This is a genomic window from Lachnobacterium bovis (assembly GCF_900111325.1).
Classification (GTDB): Bacteria; Bacillota; Clostridia; order Lachnospirales; family Lachnospiraceae; genus Roseburia; species Roseburia bovis_A.
The window spans coordinates 1-16,774 of record NZ_FOGW01000019.1; the positions used below are offsets into that span (position 1 = coordinate 1).

Annotated in this window: 18 protein-coding genes and 1 pseudogene; all 19 read left to right on the top strand. The window is 31.1% G+C overall.

Translation table 11 applies throughout. The features are described 5' to 3' along the window. The first annotated feature begins 311 nt into the window (after positions 1–311). The 19 genes and pseudogenes from ilvA to plsY all read left to right on the top strand — a co-directional run bounded on the left by ilvA (position 312) and on the right by plsY (position 16,770). A complete protein-coding gene (gene ilvA / locus BMY79_RS08585) occupies positions 312–1,523 on the top strand; it encodes a threonine ammonia-lyase (RefSeq protein ID WP_022748344.1) in 1,212 nt (403 codons plus the stop codon). A 147-nt stretch (positions 1,524–1,670) separates the two neighbouring features. Next, positions 1,671–2,744, top strand: a complete 1,074-nt coding sequence (locus tag BMY79_RS08590) for a S1C family serine protease (RefSeq protein ID WP_074730777.1) — start codon at positions 1,671–1,673, stop codon at positions 2,742–2,744. A 120-nt stretch (positions 2,745–2,864) separates the two neighbouring features. Next, positions 2,865–3,209 carry a YlxM family DNA-binding protein gene (gene ylxM, locus BMY79_RS08595; RefSeq protein ID WP_022748346.1) on the top strand — a complete coding sequence of 115 codons (345 nt, stop codon included), beginning with the start codon at positions 2,865–2,867 and terminating at the stop codon, positions 3,207–3,209. A 2-nt stretch (positions 3,210–3,211) separates the two neighbouring features. Then, positions 3,212–4,570 (top strand): signal recognition particle protein, encoded by a 1,359-nt coding sequence (gene ffh, locus BMY79_RS08600; protein WP_074730778.1) that lies wholly within the window; start codon positions 3,212–3,214, stop codon positions 4,568–4,570. Between the two features lie 42 nt (positions 4,571–4,612). Further along, positions 4,613–4,858, top strand: a complete 246-nt coding sequence (gene rpsP, locus BMY79_RS08605; RefSeq protein WP_022748349.1) for a 30S ribosomal protein S16 — start codon at positions 4,613–4,615, stop codon at positions 4,856–4,858. A 19-nt stretch (positions 4,859–4,877) separates the two neighbouring features. Further along, on the top strand, positions 4,878–5,108 hold the full coding sequence (locus BMY79_RS08610) for a KH domain-containing protein (RefSeq protein WP_022748351.1): 231 nt from the start codon (positions 4,878–4,880) through the stop codon (positions 5,106–5,108). 74 nt (positions 5,109–5,182) lie between these two features. Continuing rightward, positions 5,183–5,689, top strand: a complete 507-nt coding sequence (gene rimM, locus BMY79_RS08615) for a ribosome maturation factor RimM (RefSeq protein WP_022748352.1) — start codon at positions 5,183–5,185, stop codon at positions 5,687–5,689. 17 nt (positions 5,690–5,706) lie between these two features. After that, positions 5,707–6,396: pseudogene (trmD, locus tag BMY79_RS12570) on the top strand (tRNA (guanosine(37)-N1)-methyltransferase TrmD); the annotation flags it as partial. Positions 6,397–7,169: 773 nt separating this feature from the next. Further along, positions 7,170–7,517, top strand: a complete 348-nt coding sequence (gene rplS / locus BMY79_RS08625) for a 50S ribosomal protein L19 (RefSeq protein WP_022748355.1) — start codon at positions 7,170–7,172, stop codon at positions 7,515–7,517. An 87-nt stretch (positions 7,518–7,604) separates the two neighbouring features. Continuing rightward, the gene (gene lepB, locus BMY79_RS08630; protein WP_029067341.1) at positions 7,605–8,192 is read left to right on the top strand and encodes a signal peptidase I; all 588 of its coding nucleotides are present in this window, start codon (positions 7,605–7,607) and stop codon (positions 8,190–8,192) included. 49 nt (positions 8,193–8,241) lie between these two features. Then, complete coding sequence (gene ylqF, locus BMY79_RS08635) at positions 8,242–9,093, top strand: ribosome biogenesis GTPase YlqF (RefSeq protein WP_074730779.1); 852 nt, start codon at positions 8,242–8,244, stop codon at positions 9,091–9,093. After that, a complete protein-coding gene (locus BMY79_RS08640; RefSeq protein WP_022748359.1) occupies positions 9,086–9,859 on the top strand; it encodes a ribonuclease HII in 774 nt (257 codons plus the stop codon). Before ylqF ends, BMY79_RS08640 begins: the two co-directional genes overlap by 8 nt. 87 nt (positions 9,860–9,946) lie before the next feature. Next, positions 9,947–11,845: a flagellar hook-length control protein FliK gene (locus BMY79_RS08645; protein ID WP_074730780.1), complete on the top strand. Its 1,899-nt coding sequence runs from the start codon at positions 9,947–9,949 to the stop codon at positions 11,843–11,845. Between the two features lie 2 nt (positions 11,846–11,847). Beyond that, positions 11,848–12,165, top strand: a complete 318-nt coding sequence (locus BMY79_RS08650; protein WP_022748362.1) for an EscU/YscU/HrcU family type III secretion system export apparatus switch protein — start codon at positions 11,848–11,850, stop codon at positions 12,163–12,165. Between the two features lie 195 nt (positions 12,166–12,360). Further along, positions 12,361–12,738, top strand: coding sequence for a YraN family protein (locus BMY79_RS08655; protein ID WP_242826847.1), 378 nt, complete (start codon positions 12,361–12,363; stop codon positions 12,736–12,738). 35 nt (positions 12,739–12,773) lie between these two features. Beyond that, positions 12,774–13,679 carry a peptidoglycan editing factor PgeF gene (pgeF, locus tag BMY79_RS08660; RefSeq protein ID WP_027422357.1) on the top strand — a complete coding sequence of 302 codons (906 nt, stop codon included), beginning with the start codon at positions 12,774–12,776 and terminating at the stop codon, positions 13,677–13,679. 31 nt (positions 13,680–13,710) lie between these two features. After that, positions 13,711–14,748: a M42 family metallopeptidase gene (locus BMY79_RS08665; protein WP_029067344.1), complete on the top strand. Its 1,038-nt coding sequence runs from the start codon at positions 13,711–13,713 to the stop codon at positions 14,746–14,748. A gap of 43 nt (positions 14,749–14,791) precedes the next feature. Then, the gene (gene der, locus BMY79_RS08670; protein ID WP_027422358.1) at positions 14,792–16,117 is read left to right on the top strand and encodes a ribosome biogenesis GTPase Der; all 1,326 of its coding nucleotides are present in this window, start codon (positions 14,792–14,794) and stop codon (positions 16,115–16,117) included. Beyond that, positions 16,117–16,770 carry a glycerol-3-phosphate 1-O-acyltransferase PlsY gene (plsY, locus tag BMY79_RS08675; RefSeq protein WP_022748369.1) on the top strand — a complete coding sequence of 218 codons (654 nt, stop codon included), beginning with the start codon at positions 16,117–16,119 and terminating at the stop codon, positions 16,768–16,770. Before der ends, plsY begins: the two co-directional genes overlap by 1 nt. Positions 16,771–16,774: the final 4 nt, after the last annotated feature.

Genomic DNA, 16,774 nt, shown 5'->3' on the forward strand with positions numbered 1-16,774 from the left:
ATCATAAAAATAAATCTCCTTTGAAATGTATTAATGCTGTTTTAGAACCACAGGGTGCTCTTTGCGATTGTAACCTCGTTCTAAATAAACCGTCATGCGGTATCTAACTGATTAACAAATGAACAAAGAGACTGTGGTTGGAGCCTTTCTTAAACCATCAAGTGGTAGGAAATAATAACCAATCCACAGCATCCTAAACATCATAGTCGAACCTATAGAAAAGGTAAAGAAAAGACTATGACTGAATAGTTATAAAGACCTTGGAGAGGGTCTCTAAAAACTACTACTATATAATACGAGGAATATGTATTATGTTAACATTAGACAAATTTGAAGAAGCAAGTGAAAAAGTCAAGGAAGTTACACTAGAAACTAAATTAGTTTATAGTGATTATTTAAGCCAGCAAACTGGAAATAAAGTATATTTAAAACCAGAAAATATGCAATTTACAGGAGCTTATAAAGTTCGTGGAGCGTATTACAAAATAAGTACATTATCAGAGGAAGAGAGAAAAAAAGGTTTAATAACAGCATCAGCAGGTAACCATGCACAAGGTGTTGCATATGCCGCTAAATGTTACGGAGCTAAGGCAGTAATTGTTATGCCAACAACAACTCCGCTCATTAAAGTAAATAGAACAAAGAGTTACGGTGCAGAAGTTGTTTTATATGGTAATGTTTACGATGAAGCATGTGCGTACGCTCTAGAGTTGGCAAAAAAAGAAGGATATACTTTCATTCATCCATTTGATGATTTGCAGGTAGCAACAGGTCAGGGAAGTATCGCAATGGAAATTTTTAAAGAACTTCCATTAGTAGAATATATTTTAGTACCAATTGGAGGAGGCGGTTTGGCGACAGGAGTTTCAACTTTAGCTAAATTGTTAAATCCTAAAATTAAAGTGATTGGAGTAGAACCAGCAGGTGCTGCTTGTATGCAAGCTTCATTGAAAGAAGGAAAAGTGGTTACCCTTCCAAAAGTAAATACAATTGCAGATGGTACAGCAGTTAAAACACCAGGAAGTAAAATTTTTCCTTATTTACAAAAAAATATTGATGAAGTAATAACAGTAAATGATGAAGAATTAATAGTTGCTTTCCTTGATATGGTTGAAAATCATAAAATGATAGTTGAAAATTCAGGCTTATTAACAGTTGCCGCATTAAAACACTTAAAGGTAAAAAATAAAAGAGTTGTATCTATATTAAGTGGTGGTAACATGGATGTAATCACAATGTCATCAGTTGTTCAACATGGCTTGATTTTTAGAGATAGAATCTTTAGCTTATCAGTTTTATTGCCAGATAAACCAGGTGAACTTTCTAAAGTTGCAGATGTAATTGCAAAAACAAAAGGAAATGTTATTAAACTTGAACACAATCAATTTGTTACAACTAATAGAAGTGCAGCAGTAGAATTACAAATAACACTTGAAAGTTTTGGAACAGAGCATAAACAAGAAATTTTAAAATCGTTAAAAGAAAATGGTTATGATCCAAAATTAATTCAGACAAATTTATAGGATAAAGTGACCAATGTAAGTTTCATTTTTCACATAAACGACACAAAATAAACATATAAAAATGATATTATTCACATTTTTTTTCCATAAAGATATTTTAAAATGTATTTATAATAATATGTGAGTATAAAGGAGATGACGTTATAAATGAACGAATCAAATGAAAAAATCATTAATGATACTAGCAAAAAGAAAGGTGACGGCAAATTTTTAAGAGGTGTTTTGATAACATTGACATGTGGTGCTATTGCAGGAGGAACGTTTGCAGGTTCATTTTATTTGTATAATACAAAGTTAAAAACTTTTATAGAACAGCAAGAAGATTCAGGATTACAAACGGCCACATCGACTTCAAGTAAGAAGACTCTTATAAAAAATAATGATGTGTCTGGAGTTGTAAAAAATACAATGCCTTCTATAGTTGCTATTACTAATACTTCTGAAAAAAAGGTTTCTTCTTTTTTCTCAAGTGAAGATAGATATCAGACACAAAAAAGTGTTGGAAGTGGAATTATCGTAAAAGAAGATGGTGATAAATTATATATTGTAACAAACAATCATGTTATAGATGGTTCTACTAAATTGACAGTCAAATTTTGTGATAATGAAACAGCAGAGGCTAGTATTCGAGGAAATGTTGCAAAGAACGATTTGGCAGTTATAACTGTTAAATTATCTTCACTTCCTAAACGTACTAAAAATAAAATAAAAGTAGCAACATTTGGAAAATCAAGTGAAATAAAAGTTGGTGAGTCTGCTATTGCCATCGGAAATGCACTAGGTTATGGCCAGTCAGTAACTACAGGAATTATAAGTGCAGTGGATAGAGAAGTGACAACATCGGATACAAATAACACACAAAAATACACTAATAAATTAATTCAAACAGATGCAGCAATTAATCCAGGTAATAGTGGTGGAGCATTACTTAATGCAAAAGGGGAATTAATTGGAATCAATTCAGCAAAATATTCGTCATCAGCAGTAGAGGGAATGGGATTTGCAATTCCTATAGATACAGCTGCAACGTTGATAAATGATATGATTAAAAACGGAACTAGAGACAACAGCTACAAGGACAGCGAACCATCTTACAAGAGACGTTATAGAAGTTACGATGATGATAACGGCTATGGAAATCCTGGCGATGATGACTCTGATGATGAGTTTGATGGTAGCGATGATGGAAATGATTACGATGGTAGCGAATATGGATATTGATTTTTTTAATTATCAAATTGTAGAGTAAATGCCTATAGGAAAAGATGGAAAATTTGTTCTATCAAGAAAAAATACTTGACATCATTTTTGGATTATGGTAATCTATTCAAGGTGACAGACATGGAAGAAAAAATAGAACAAGCTTTTTTATACGATTTTTATGGCGAATTGCTCAATGAGCATCAGCGTCAGATTTATGAAGATTTTGTCTTCAATGATTTATCCTTAGGGGAAATTGCAGAGACAAGGAATATCACAAGACAGGGTGTCAGTGATATGATAAAGAGATGTACTAGAAAATTAGAAGGATATGAGGATAAGCTACATTTGATTAAGAAGTTTATGATTATTAAAGATGAAGTGGCAGAGATTCATAATTTGACTCGTAAGTTCAAAGATGAGCCACAGACTGATATTATTAATCAAATTGAAGCAATATCAAATCAAATAATAGAGGAATTGTAAATATGGCATTTGATAGTTTATCAGAAAAATTACAAAATGTATTTAAAAATTTAAGAAGCAAAGGCCGTTTAACTGAGGATGATGTTAAGGCAGCTCTTAGAGAAGTTAAGATGGCATTACTTGAAGCTGATGTAAACTTCCGTGTAGTAAAACAGTTTACTAAGAGTGTTCAAGAAAGAGCAATTGGACAAGACGTTATGAATGGTTTAAATCCAGGACAAATGGTTATCAAAATCGTAAATGAAGAGATGACTAAACTTATGGGTTCTGATACTACAGAGATTGATTTTAAACCAGGTAACGAGTTGACTATTATTATGATGGTTGGTTTACAGGGTGCTGGTAAGACAACAACTACTGCAAAGATAGCAGGAAAGTTAAAGAGCAAAGGCAAGAAAGTTTTATTAGCAGCTTGTGATGTATATAGACCTGCAGCTATTGAACAATTAAAAATCAATGGTGAGAAACAAGGCGTAGAAGTATTTGCAATGGGTAATAAAAATAAACCAGCAGATATCGCCAAAGCAGCAGTTAACCATGCTATTTCTAATGGCAATAATGTTTTGATTATTGATACGGCTGGTCGTCTTCATATTGATGAAGAAATGATGGGTGAGTTAGTAGAAATTAAGAATTCTGTTGATGTACATAAGACATTACTTGTTGTTGATGCAATGACAGGTCAGGATGCGGTTAATGTAGCTGGTACATTTGATGAGAAGGTTGGAGTAGACGGCGTTATTTTAACTAAGTTAGATGGTGACACTAGAGGTGGTGCTGCACTTTCAATTAGAGCCGTTACTGGTAAGCCAATTCTTTTTGTCGGTATGGGTGAGAAACTTTCAGATTTAGAGCAGTTTTACCCAGATAGAATGACATCACGTATTTTGGGTATGGGTGATGTTTTAACAATGATTGAGAAGGCTCAAGAGACAATTGATGAGAATAAAGCTAAAGAGCTTGAACGCAAGATGAAACAAAATGAATTTGATTTTGAGATGTATCTTGAATCAATGAGCCAGATGAAGAAAATGGGTGGATTATCAAGTATCATTGGTATGCTTCCAGGATTAGGAATGGGAGCTAAGATGCCTGAATTTGATTCTGATGCAGCAGAGAAAAATATGGCAAGAATAGAAGCTATTATTTATTCTATGACACCAGAAGAAAGAAGAAATCCCAAAATTATGAACCCAAGTAGAAAGAACCGTATTGCAAAAGGTGCTGGAGTAAATATTTCTGAGGTTAATAAATTGATCAAACAATTAGAACAGATGAAGAAGATGATGAAACAGATGCCAGGCATGTTTGGCGGAGGTAAACGTGGTAAAAAAGGATTGTTCAAAGGACTTCCTTTTTAACATAAATGCATTATGCATAAAGCAATATTAGGAGGTGAAACAATGGCAGTTAAAATCAGATTAAGAAGAATGGGACACAAAAAAGCTCCTTTCTATAGAATCATCGTTGCAGATTCAAGATCTCCAAGAGATGGTAGATTCATCGAAGAGATTGGTACATATGATCCAACAAAGGATCCATCAGAATATCATGTAAACGAAGAGTTAGCAAAAAAATGGTTAGCTAATGGTGCTCAACCAACAGAAACAGTTGCTAGACTTTTCAAAAACGCTGGTATCGAAAAATAGGATTTGAGAGGTGGACGTAATGAAAGAATTAGTTGAAGTAATTGCAAAATCGCTAGTCGATTATCCGGAGAAAGTTGTTGTAACTGAATCTGAAAATGAGAAAGCAATTGTTTTGGAATTACGTGTTTCACAGTCTGACATGGGCAAAGTGATTGGCAAACAAGGTCGTATTGCTAAAGCGTTACGTACAGTTGTTAAAGCCGCTGCCTCAAAAGAAGACAAAAAGGTAATTGTTGAAATTATGCAGTAATCCTACGGCCGTCTCGTAAGAGACGGTCTTTTTCGTATATATATTTAAAGAAAAATTCGACAAGGAGAATATTAATGAGAGATAAATTGCAGGTAGGTGTAATTACAAGTACTCATGGAATTCGTGGAGAAGTAAAAGTTTTTCCGACTACTGACGATGCACACAGATTTTTAGATTTAAAGAAAGTTTATTTAGACACAGGAAGAGAAGAACTAGAACTTGAAGTTGAAAGAGTTAAATTTTTCAAAAATTTAGTAATTCTTAAATTTAAAAATTATGATAATATTAATGATATTGAAAAATACAAAAAATGTCCTCTTTTAGTTGCAAGAGAGGATGCAGTTGAATTAGAAGAAAATGAATACTTCATTGCTGATTTAATAGGACTTGAAGCAGTTTCTGACGAAGGCGAAGATTTAGGAAAAATTGCAGATGTATTACAAACAGGTGCAAATGATGTTTATGTTATAAAGAAAAAAGGAACAGATGATATTTTAGTTCCAGCTATTGAACAATGCGTAAAAGAGATAAATCTTGAAGAAAATAGAATTACAATTCATCTTTTACCAGGCCTTAGATAGAACAACAGGAGGATATGATGAATTTTCATATTTTAACTTTATTTCCTGAGATGGTTTTAGGAGGACTTAATACAAGCATTATTGGAAGAGCTTTAAAAAGTGGATTGATATCACTTGAAGCTATAAATATTCGTGATTTTTCCAATAATAAATTTAATAAGGTTGATGACTATACATATGGGGGCGGTGCAGGAATGCTTATGCAGGCAGAACCAGTATATGCCGCTTATAAAAATGTAGAAGACAAAATAAAACCTGAGAAAAAAAAGAGAGTTATTTATGTTACACCTCAGGGATACCCTTTTACTCAAAAAAAAGCAAAAGAATTAGCGCAAAATGATGATTTGATTTTTTTATGTGGTCATTATGAAGGAATAGATGAAAGAGTATTAGAAGAAATTGTAACAGATTATGTGTCTATAGGAGATTATGTTTTGACAGGTGGAGAATTGCCAGCAATGGTAATGATTGATGCAATTTCAAGACTTGTGCCAGGAGTGCTTCATAACGAAATTTCCGCAGAAACAGAATCATTTCATAATAATTTACTAGAGTATCCACAGTATTCAAGACCGGAAGTTTGGAGAGGCAAAAAAGTACCAGAAGTTATTTTGTCGGGAAATACTAAAGAGATTGAAAAATGGCGTCTAGAACAATCTATTATTAGGACTAAAGAAAGAAGAAGTGATTTGTACGTTAAATATGAAGAAAGTATTGAATGTATAGATGCACTAAAGAAAAACAAAATAAATTATGCGGATATAATTAATTTATTCGAAACAGGACGTGCAGAAATTATTCATAAAGATGATAGTCAAATTTTAGTACAAGATATTGAATCTATGAATTATTTTTATGTGGTATTAGATGAAAAAGCAAAAGCTTGTGATGTTTTAAAATTAGTAGAGCAACGTGAAAATCAAAAATCTGATTTTAAAATTGTATGTCACGATAAGAAGGCATCTAAAATAATAGAACAGTATTTTAGAGGAAACGTCAGAAAAGAAGAATATACTCAGTTAGTATATACACAAAAGAATCGTTTGACTATAAAAGGAATGAAACATCCAAAAGTTGATGTAGATAATTCAGTTATATTAAATCAAGAGAAAATTTTAGCAAAGGCAAATATTTGTACTAATGATTTAACTGTTGTTTCATCAATTTGTGTTGATGAAAATGATGAATTCAACTTATTTGATAGACAAACTATATTAACTGCACTTATAAATTATTATCTAGACTTAGGTATTATGCCTATTTTTTGGATGAAAAATGATGATTTAGCATATTATGATGAAGCTATAAATAAGACATATTTATACGAAGCTCGTGAAAAAGTTAATATATTTTTTATAGACAAATAGCTTGACTTTTGCATAATGATTATGATACTATTTTAATGTTGTATTGTGAATAAGAGATGGTCCTCTGTTGCGATATACGCTTTAAGAACATCAAAATTTTAGGAGGTCACAAAATGAACGAAATTATTAAGAAAATCGAACAAGAACAATTAAAAGCTGAAGTTCCAGCATTTAACACAGGTGATACTGTAAGAGTTCACGCTAAAATCAAAGAAGGAAATCGTGAAAGAATTCAGATTTTCGAAGGAACTGTAATTAAAAAACAGGGTGGAAGCAACCGTGCTACATTTACAGTAAGAAAACTTTCTAACGGTGTTGGAGTAGAAAAAACTTGGCCATTACACTCACCAAACGTTGCTAACGTAGAAGTAGTACGTAAAGGTAAAGTAAGACGTGCTAAACTTTACTACTTAAGAGACCGTGTTGGTAAAGCAGCTAAAGTTAAAGAAATCGTTAAATAATTTTTGTTTAATGTGGCAGATGCTTTTGTGGCATCTGCCTTTTTTCACATTATAATTACAATAAATTAACTTTCATGGAGGTTATTTATGTTTTTTAAAAGCAAAAAAGGGCTAGATTTTACTAGAAAAAAAAGAAAAGTTAATCATAAAGCAGTTAGAAAAGTTGTCATTTGGACAATGGAAATAGTGTTTGTTATTTTATTGGCTTTTTCAGTGGTATTCTTTTTCGGAAAAAGAGTTGGTGTTGTTGGGAAAGCGATGGAAACAGATTTGAATATTGATGATCAAATATTAGTAAATAAATTTATCTATAAAGTAACAAAACCTAAAAAGGATGATGTGATAGTATTTAAACCAAATGGTAATAAAAAGTCACAATTCTATTTGAGAAGAGTAATTGCTACACCAGGTGATACTGTTCAAATTAAAAATGGTATGATTTATGTAAATGATAAGATGCTACAAGAAAATCGTAAAGTTGAATCTATCGAAAATCCTGGTCTTGCAAACAAGAAAATCAAATTAAAAAAAGATGAGTATTTTGTTTTGGGTGATAACAGAAATAATAGTGAAGATAGTAGATATTCTAGTGTCGGAAATGTCAAAGCAAAACATATAGAAGGAAAAGCTTGGTTAAGAGTTGTTCCTATGAAAAAAATAGGTTTTGTTAAATAAGAAGTTAATTATTTAAACATAATTTTGTTATATAGAAAAGAGGTTATATATGAATTTTCAATGGTATCCAGGTCACATGACAAAGGCCAAAAGACAGATGCAAGAAGATATTAAACTTATAGATTTGGTAATAGAATTAGTTGATGCAAGAATTCCACTTAGTAGTAGAAATCCTGATATAGATGATATAGGCAAAAATAAATTTAGACTTATTTTAATGAACAAGTCTGATTTGGCAGATAAGAGACAAAGTGAAGAATGGAGTAAATATTTCCAAGCAAAAGGGTACTTTGTATATGGTTTAGATGCTAGAACTAAAAATGGCATGAAGAAAATAACTGATATCATAATGGAAGCATGTAAAGAAAAAATTGAAAGAGATAGAAGACGTGGAATAAAAAACAGACCAATTCGTGCAATGGTTGTAGGAATTCCTAACGTAGGAAAATCTACTTTTATAAATTCTTATGCAGGTAAGGCTGTTGCTAAAACAGGAAATAAACCAGGCGTAACTAAAGGCAAACAATGGATTAGAATGGGTAAAAATGTTGAACTTTTAGATACTCCAGGTATTTTATGGCCTAAATTTGAAGATCAAATGGTTGGGCTTAGATTAGCTCTTGTTGGTTCAATTAAAGATGAAATTTTAAATACAGATGAATTAGCAGTTGAAGTTATTAAATTATTAAAAGATAAATATCCAGGAATTTTACATGATAGATACGATGTGAACGAAGATACCAAAGAAGTTGATATAATATATGAAATTGCTAAGAATAGAAATTGTATTTCAAAAGGCAATGAACCAGATTTTGGTAAGGCAGCGGTTCTATTAATAGATGAATTCAGAAGTGGAACACTAGGTAAAATTACAGTTGAGTGGTGTAAGGACTATGAGTAAAAAGATAGGCGAAATCAAAGAAGAATTAGCAAATATACAAGAACATGAACTTTCAGAGTTTATCAATAATTATATGTCTGATGAAAGAAGTGGTGTAATTAAACTTGTAGAAAGAGCATCTAAAAAGCTACAGGCTTATGAAGCTGAACTTGAAAGACTTGAAATGATTAAAAAGTTTGAAAGGCAATATAATGACTGTGAATTTATTTGTGGAATTGATGAAGTTGGAAGGGGACCATTAGCGGGACCAGTTGTTGCTGGTGCTGTTATTTTACCTAAAGATTGTAATATTTTATATATAAATGATTCTAAGAAACTTTCTGAAAAGAAAAGAGAATTATTATATGATCAAATTATAAAAGAAGCGGTTGCATGGTCGACAGGCCTTGTTTCGCCAGCTCGAATTGATGAGATTAATATTTTACAAGCAACTTATGAGGCAATGAGACAGGCACTTTGTAAGCTTTCGCCACAGCCCGATATACTATTAAATGATGCGGTTACAATTCCACAAGTTAAAATTCCACAGGTCCCTATAATAAAAGGAGACGCAAAAAGTATATCTATTGGAGCTGCTAGTATAGTAGCAAAAGTCACAAGAGATAGGTTGATGGTTGAGTATGATAAAATAATGCCAGAGTATGATTTTGCGTCAAATAAAGGATATGGATCAGCTAAACATATACAGGCTTTAAAAGATATTGGACCATCACCAATTCATAGAGCAACTTTTATAAAAAATTTTGTATTGCCAAAAGATAAATAGTATAATAGTATTTAGATAAAGAAGAATGTAATAACGGGTAGTTGTTGTTGTGGGTATTATTGTAAATTTTGAAAATGGGGTATTAATATGCAAATTTCTAATTTATATGATAAATATAACAATTTGAATAATCAAAAATTAGATTCTAATATTAATATAAAAAATACAGATAGGTCACAAGGCATACAGAATCTAAAAGCTGGAGATGTATTTGAAGGAACTGTTATCTCTGTAAAAAATAACAAGGTGGAGATAGCTTTAGCAGATGGACAAAAAGTAAAGGCTCGTCTTGAAGATAACGTAAATGTTACAAAGGGGCAAGCCTTATTTTTTGAGGTTAAATCTGCTTCTGCAACTACAATTGAGATAACACCATATAGATCAGGAGAAGAAGGTAATAATCCAATTCTTACTAAGGCATTAAGAGAAGCTTCGATAGAAATTAATGCTAAGACGATTGACATGATAAATGAAATGATGCATGAAAGTATGCCAATTGATAAAGAAAGTTTGGCAAAAATGTATAAGATTCTTTCGAATTTTGAAAATATAAATGTTAAGACTCTTGTACAGATGACTAAATTGGATATACCAATTACAGAACAAAGAGCATTTCAATATGAAAATTATTTAGATGATAAACAGGCAATAACTAACAAATTAAATGATGTACTAACTAATCTTGTGAAAGATATTTCTGATCCAAGTATTCCAATAAAACAAATAGAAACTAATAATGTGAAACTTCTTGATATAGTATCAAAGGAAATTGAAACTGTTAAAATTGATCAAATTTTAGGAGAAAAAGAAATAACTGCTTTATTGGAAAGTCTGGCAAAAGTTGAAGAATCAAAAGATGAGGGTAATGATTTTTTGAAGATGTTGAAGTCTTTTCAATCTGGAATTATTAATGAAGGTGAAGGACAAACCACATCGCAAGATGTATCTTCAAAAGATGCACTCAAACCGGATGGTTTAATAAATAACAATGGCATATTAGAAAATACTAATAAAGAAAATGAACAGAGTGCGTTAAAGGGCAATATTGCAAAAGAAACCCTGCAGGAAGAAAATGTTATTAGAGATAATATTTCAAAAGAAGTGGAGCCACAAGAGAATGGTGCAAAGGATATAAATTCGCAAGGAAATATAAAACAAGAAGCATATCAAAATGAAATTGCTAAGCAGGATACAACTTTTCAAAAAGAAGTTGTTCAGCAAAATACAGTATCTCAAAATGAGATAAATCAATCGTCTAATAATGCGCAAAATCGCTTAGAAGTAGGTGATCTTGTAGATAAAATAAAGGCATTATTAAATAATACCTCTGTAAATGAAAAAGAGATTCTATCATTTGTATCAAGTAAAGAATATAAGGGATTTGTTGAGTCAATAATAAAGGAACAGTGGCTAATAGAACCTGAACAATTAAAAGAAAATGGTAAAATTACACAATTGTACAAAAAGCTTGACTTTCAAATAAGTCAAATTGAGGAACTAGTTAATGCTATAGGACAAAACAAAAGTGGTTTAATGTCAACTTTATCTGAGATAAGAGGTAATCTTGATTTTATGAATCAAATAAATAATGTATATAATTATGTTCAGATTCCACTTAAAATGGCAAAACAAGATGTAAATGGAGAACTTTATCTATATACTAGTAAGAAAAATTTGAAGGAAAAAAAGGGTGAGTTATCGGCTTTTTTGCATTTGGAACTAGATAATTTAGGAACTACAGATGTTGCAATTAAGTTGCATGATAAGAATTTAAAGACAAATTTTTTTGTAGAAGATGATGTTTCATATGATTTGATTTTATCTAACTTGCCAATGCTTTTGAGTAGGCTAAAAAAATTAGGATATACGTGTTCTTTAGATGTTATTAATGAAAGAAAGAAAATGAATTTCGTTGATGATTTTTTAAAGAAAGATTTACCAACAGCTGGACCAGTTAAACGATTTTCATTTGATATGAGGGCATAAATATGAATGATAAAAGTTTTAAACAAAAAAATGATAAAGTGTCTAAGATTAATAAGGATAAAACGGCTGTAGCGTTGTCGTATGAACCAGGAGACAAAGCACCAAAAATTTTAGCAACCGGAAAGGGAAATCTTGCGGATAAAATTATTGAAACAGCAAAAGAAAATGATGTTCCTTTATATAAAGATAATAAATTGGCTAATACTTTGTCAAAATTAGAAATAGGTGATGTTATTCCGCCAGAATTGTATGAAGTTGTAGCTGAAATACTAGTTTTTGTGGATGACATGGATAAACTAAAAGCTAAAATAGGTAAATAGATGATTTAAAAAAGAAAATATCTATGGAAAATTAGTTAAAAAAATAATGATAAATGTATTGCATTATTTTTTGTTAAGGAATAAAATATATAAATGAATGAATTTTGCATAAAAAAGTAGACAGAAACGAAATTCAAAGGTAAAATATAATTTGTATGTTTTTTTCAGTTTTCATTTTTAGAGTAAATCAATAAGATGAATTACATGAATAATAAAAGAGAATTTATATACAACAAACGTCAGATAGGACATGAATATGAACGACAAGCCGCTAAGTTTTTAGAAGATAAGGGATATCATGTACTGGTATTAAATTATCAAAACAGAATTGGCGAAATTGATATAATTGCAATGGACGGAGAATGTATAGTTTTTGTTGAAGTCAAGTATAGGAAAAGTTCAAAGTACGGGTTTCCTATAGAGGCGGTTAATTATCAAAAACAAAAAAATATAATTATGGTTGCAAATTATTTTATTATGATGAATAGAATAACTAATAAACAAATTAGGTTTGATGTTATTTCTATTTTAGGTAATAAAATACAACATGTGCAGAATGCGTTTGGTGTATAGCAATAAAACATAAAGGTGAGTTGAGCAGATAGAAAATGAATTTGAACTTAAAAAATGACAAAAATGTTTTAAAACTAGTAAATTATAGGATTTGTGAAGAAATAGCAACAAAAGATAAATCTTTAGAAGATAATTTTTCACAATCAACAATTGATTTGCCATTGCTTAAATTTAATAAGCTTGAAGAGATTGATTTTATAAATCATTGCTTTACAACTCGTGAAGGTGGAGTAAGTAAGAATCATTTATCATCATTAAATCTTAGCTTTACAAGAGGCGATGAAAGAGAAAAAGTTCTTGAAAATTATCGACGTTTAGCAATTGCACTAGAATGTAATTTAGATGATTTTGTTTTGTCTTCGCAGACACATACAACTAACGTCTTAAGAGTGACTAAAGAGGATGCAGGCAATGGTATTACTAAAGAACTTCCATATGATGATATTGATGGTTTAGTTACTAATGAACCAGGACTTGTTCTATCGACTTTTTATGCAGATTGTGTGCCACTTTATTTTGTGGATACAAAAAATAAAGCAATTGGATTAAGTCATTCAGGTTGGAGAGGAACAGTAAAAAGAATGGGCCAAGTGACTTTAGAAAAAATGGCCAAAGAGTTTGGTACTGATCCTAAAGATGTGATTTGTGCGATTGGTCCATCAATATGTCAACAGTGTTATGAAGTAAGTCTTGATGTCGCAAATGAATTCATTGACGAATTTAAAGGACATGAGGACGAGATAATAATTTATAAAGAAAACGATAAATGTTTGTTGAATTTATGGAGAGCAAATGAAATAGTATTAGAAGATGCGGGTGTTTTAAAAGAAAATATTGCGATTACAAATGTGTGTACATGTTGTAATTCAAAATATTTATATTCACATAGAGCATCAAATGGAAAAAGAGGTAATTTAGGAGCATTTATGTATATAAAATAATGTGACTCGAAGCTAATTTTAGGAGGGCAAAATGGAGACAAAAGAGTACGTAGAATATATTTTAGATAAATTAAAAGAAATAATGGCTATTGATAGTCCAACAGGATTTACAAAGAACGTAGCTGATTTTGTAGTAGAAGAATATAAAAAACTAGGATACGATGCAAAATTAACAAAAAAAGGCGGAGTTTTTGTTGATTTAGGTGGAGAAGACAAAGAAGATGGATTAGTTTTAGCCGCACATATTGACACTCTTGGTGGGATTGTAAAAGAGATAAAGTCTAACGGATGTCTTAAATTATCTCCATTAGGAGGAATGAATGCTAATAATGCTGAGGCCGAGAACGTTGTAATACATACACGTTTTGCGGGAGATTTTTCTGGAACATTACAATTAACAAATGCATCTACTCATGTAAATGGAGAATATGATGACACAAAACGTACATGGGATGTTATGGAAGTTGTTATCGATGAAGATACAAAAAGCAAAGAAGATACAGAAAAACTAGGTATTATGGTAGGCGACTTTGTTTGTTTTAATCCACGTACAACAATTACTAAATCAGGATATATTAAGAGTAGATTTTTGGATGATAAATTAAGTGTTAGCATTTTGTTAGGATTTGCTAAATATCTAAAAGATAACAAAATTAAACCATCTAGAAGAATATACAATCATATTACAGTTTATGAAGAAGTTGGTCATGGTGGAGCAGCATCAATACCAGAAGGTGTTACAGAGATGATTTCTGTTGATATGGGATGTGTAGGTGAAGGGTTAAATTGTACAGAAAGACAAGTATCAATTTGTGCAAAAGATTCAAGAGGACCATATAATTATGATGTTGTAACTAAAATGATAGAAATTTCTAAAGAAAAAAATATTGATTTTGCAGTTGATATTTATCCATTTTATGGTTCAGATGTCGATGTTGCCCTATGTGCAGGACATGACATAAGACATGGTTTGATTGGTGCAGGTGTATATGCATCTCATGGATATGAAAGAAGCCATATTGATGGAGTTACAAATACATTTAAATTATTAGTCGAATATTGTAAATAGGATATTTGCATTAATTTTTGAGATTTTGATAGGAGAGTAAAAAATGAGTAAACCAATAGTAGCAATAGTAGGACGCCCAAATGTTGGTAAATCAACACTGTTTAATACTTTAGCAGGAGAAAGAATTTCTATTGTTAAAGATACTCCAGGTGTTACAAGAGATAGAATTTATGCGGAAGTAAGCTGGTTAGATAAAAATTTTACAATGATTGATACAGGTGGTATTGAACCAGAAAGTAAAGATATTATTCTATCTCAGATGAGAGAGCAGGCACAAATTGCGATTGATACAGCAGATGTAATTATGTTTGTAGTAGATGTTAGACAAGGACTACAAGATGCGGATTCAAAAGTGGCGGATATGCTTAGAAGATCTAAGAAACCTGTTGTTTTAGTAGTAAATAAGGTTGATGATTTTAATAAGATGATGGCAGATGTTTATGAATTCTATAATCTTGGTATTGGTGATCCACATCCAGTTTCTGCATCAGGTAAATTAGGTTTAGGTGATATGCTTGACGAAGTTATTTCACATTTTCCTGAAGGCGCTGGAGAAGAGGAAGAAGATGATAGACCAAAAATTGCCGTTATAGGTAAACCAAACGTAGGTAAATCATCACTTATTAATAAATTATCTAACGAAGATAGATCAATTGTTTCAAATATTGCAGGTACTACAAGAGATTCTATTGACACTAATGTTAGATATAATAAAAAAGATTATTTGTTTGTTGATACAGCTGGTATTAGAAGAAAGAGCAAAGTAAAAGAAGATATTGAAAGATATAGTATCATTCGTGCAGTTGCAGCAGTTGAAAAAGCAGATGTTGTAGTTATTATGATTGATGCAACAGAAGGTGTAACAGAGCAGGATGCTAAGATAGCTGGTATTGCTCACGATAGAGGTAAAGGTATTATTATCGCGGTAAATAAATGGGATGCCATTGAAAAAGATAATAAGACTATGAAAAAACATACAGAAGAGATTAGAGATGTTTTAAGCTTTATGCCATACGCAGAAATTTTATATGTTTCTGTAAAAACGGGACAAAGATTAAATAAATTGTTTGATTTAATTGACATTGTTATGGAAAACAATGCGATGAGAGTTCAAACAGGTGTGTTAAATGAAATTGTAACAGAAGCAGTTGCAATGCAGCAGCCACCAAGTGATAAAGGAAAGAGATTAAAAATCTTTTATGTTACTCAGGTTGCAGTTAAACCACCAACATTTGTTATATTTGTAAACGATAGAAACTTAATGCATTTCTCATATACAAGATATTTAGAAAATCGTATTAGAGATACATTTGGCTTCCAAGGAACAGCTTTGAAATTCATAATTCGAGAGAGAAAGGAAGGGAAATAATGATTTTCGCACGATTAATAGCTCTATTAGTTGGTTATTTATTCGGAAATTTTCAAACAGGATATCTTTATGGAAAAAGCAAAGGAATCGATATTAGAAAGCATGGAAGTGGCAATGCAGGAACAACTAATACTTTAAGAACATTAGGCGTGAAAGCTGGTTTGATTACATTTTTAGGAGATAGCTTTAAGGCAATTATAGCAATCTTAATTATAAAATATGTTTTTAGAAATCAGTATCCTGATGCAATTAAAATTCTTGAAATGTATGCGGGATTTGGAACAGTTTTAGGACATAATTTTCCATTTTATCTCGGTTTTAAAGGTGGAAAAGGCATTGCATGTACAGGTGGTGTTATTTTAGCTGTTTGCCCATTAGCTGCTATTTTATGCTTGGTAGTATTTGTTTCAATTGTTGCAATAACTAGATATGTTTCGTTAGGATCAATAGTTATGGTTTCTGTTTTCTTGATTCAAGTTATAATATTTAATCATTTTGGAATTATTGGATTAGATAGTAAAGAAATGAACTTGATACTGGAATTTGATATTATTGCTGCATGCTTTACTTGTATGGGAATCTGGAGACATAAAGCAAATATTGTGAGATTATTAAGTGGCAATGAAAATAAATTCTTAATGAGTAAAAAATAATAAC

Coding starts and splice junctions, on each gene's coding strand:
- BMY79_RS08640 (WP_022748359.1), top strand. CDS start 9,086: ATGAGTAAAAAGATAGGCGAAATCAAAGAAGAATTAGCAAATATACAA.
- ffh (WP_074730778.1), top strand. CDS start 3,212: ATGGCATTTGATAGTTTATCAGAAAAATTACAAAATGTATTTAAAAAT.
- lepB (WP_029067341.1), top strand. CDS start 7,605: ATGTTTTTTAAAAGCAAAAAAGGGCTAGATTTTACTAGAAAAAAAAGA.
- ylxM (WP_022748346.1), top strand. CDS start 2,865: ATGGAAGAAAAAATAGAACAAGCTTTTTTATACGATTTTTATGGCGAA.
- BMY79_RS08650 (WP_022748362.1), top strand. CDS start 11,848: ATGAATGATAAAAGTTTTAAACAAAAAAATGATAAAGTGTCTAAGATT.
- BMY79_RS08645 (WP_074730780.1), top strand. CDS start 9,947: ATGCAAATTTCTAATTTATATGATAAATATAACAATTTGAATAATCAA.
- ylqF (WP_074730779.1), top strand. CDS start 8,242: ATGAATTTTCAATGGTATCCAGGTCACATGACAAAGGCCAAAAGACAG.
- BMY79_RS08655 (WP_242826847.1), top strand. CDS start 12,361: ATGAATTACATGAATAATAAAAGAGAATTTATATACAACAAACGTCAG.
- BMY79_RS08610 (WP_022748351.1), top strand. CDS start 4,878: ATGAAAGAATTAGTTGAAGTAATTGCAAAATCGCTAGTCGATTATCCG.
- rimM (WP_022748352.1), top strand. CDS start 5,183: ATGAGAGATAAATTGCAGGTAGGTGTAATTACAAGTACTCATGGAATT.
- plsY (WP_022748369.1), top strand. CDS start 16,117: ATGATTTTCGCACGATTAATAGCTCTATTAGTTGGTTATTTATTCGGA.
- der (WP_027422358.1), top strand. CDS start 14,792: ATGAGTAAACCAATAGTAGCAATAGTAGGACGCCCAAATGTTGGTAAA.
- BMY79_RS08665 (WP_029067344.1), top strand. CDS start 13,711: ATGGAGACAAAAGAGTACGTAGAATATATTTTAGATAAATTAAAAGAA.
- rplS (WP_022748355.1), top strand. CDS start 7,170: ATGAACGAAATTATTAAGAAAATCGAACAAGAACAATTAAAAGCTGAA.
- rpsP (WP_022748349.1), top strand. CDS start 4,613: ATGGCAGTTAAAATCAGATTAAGAAGAATGGGACACAAAAAAGCTCCT.
- BMY79_RS08590 (WP_074730777.1), top strand. CDS start 1,671: ATGAACGAATCAAATGAAAAAATCATTAATGATACTAGCAAAAAGAAA.
- ilvA (WP_022748344.1), top strand. CDS start 312: ATGTTAACATTAGACAAATTTGAAGAAGCAAGTGAAAAAGTCAAGGAA.
- pgeF (WP_027422357.1), top strand. CDS start 12,774: ATGAATTTGAACTTAAAAAATGACAAAAATGTTTTAAAACTAGTAAAT.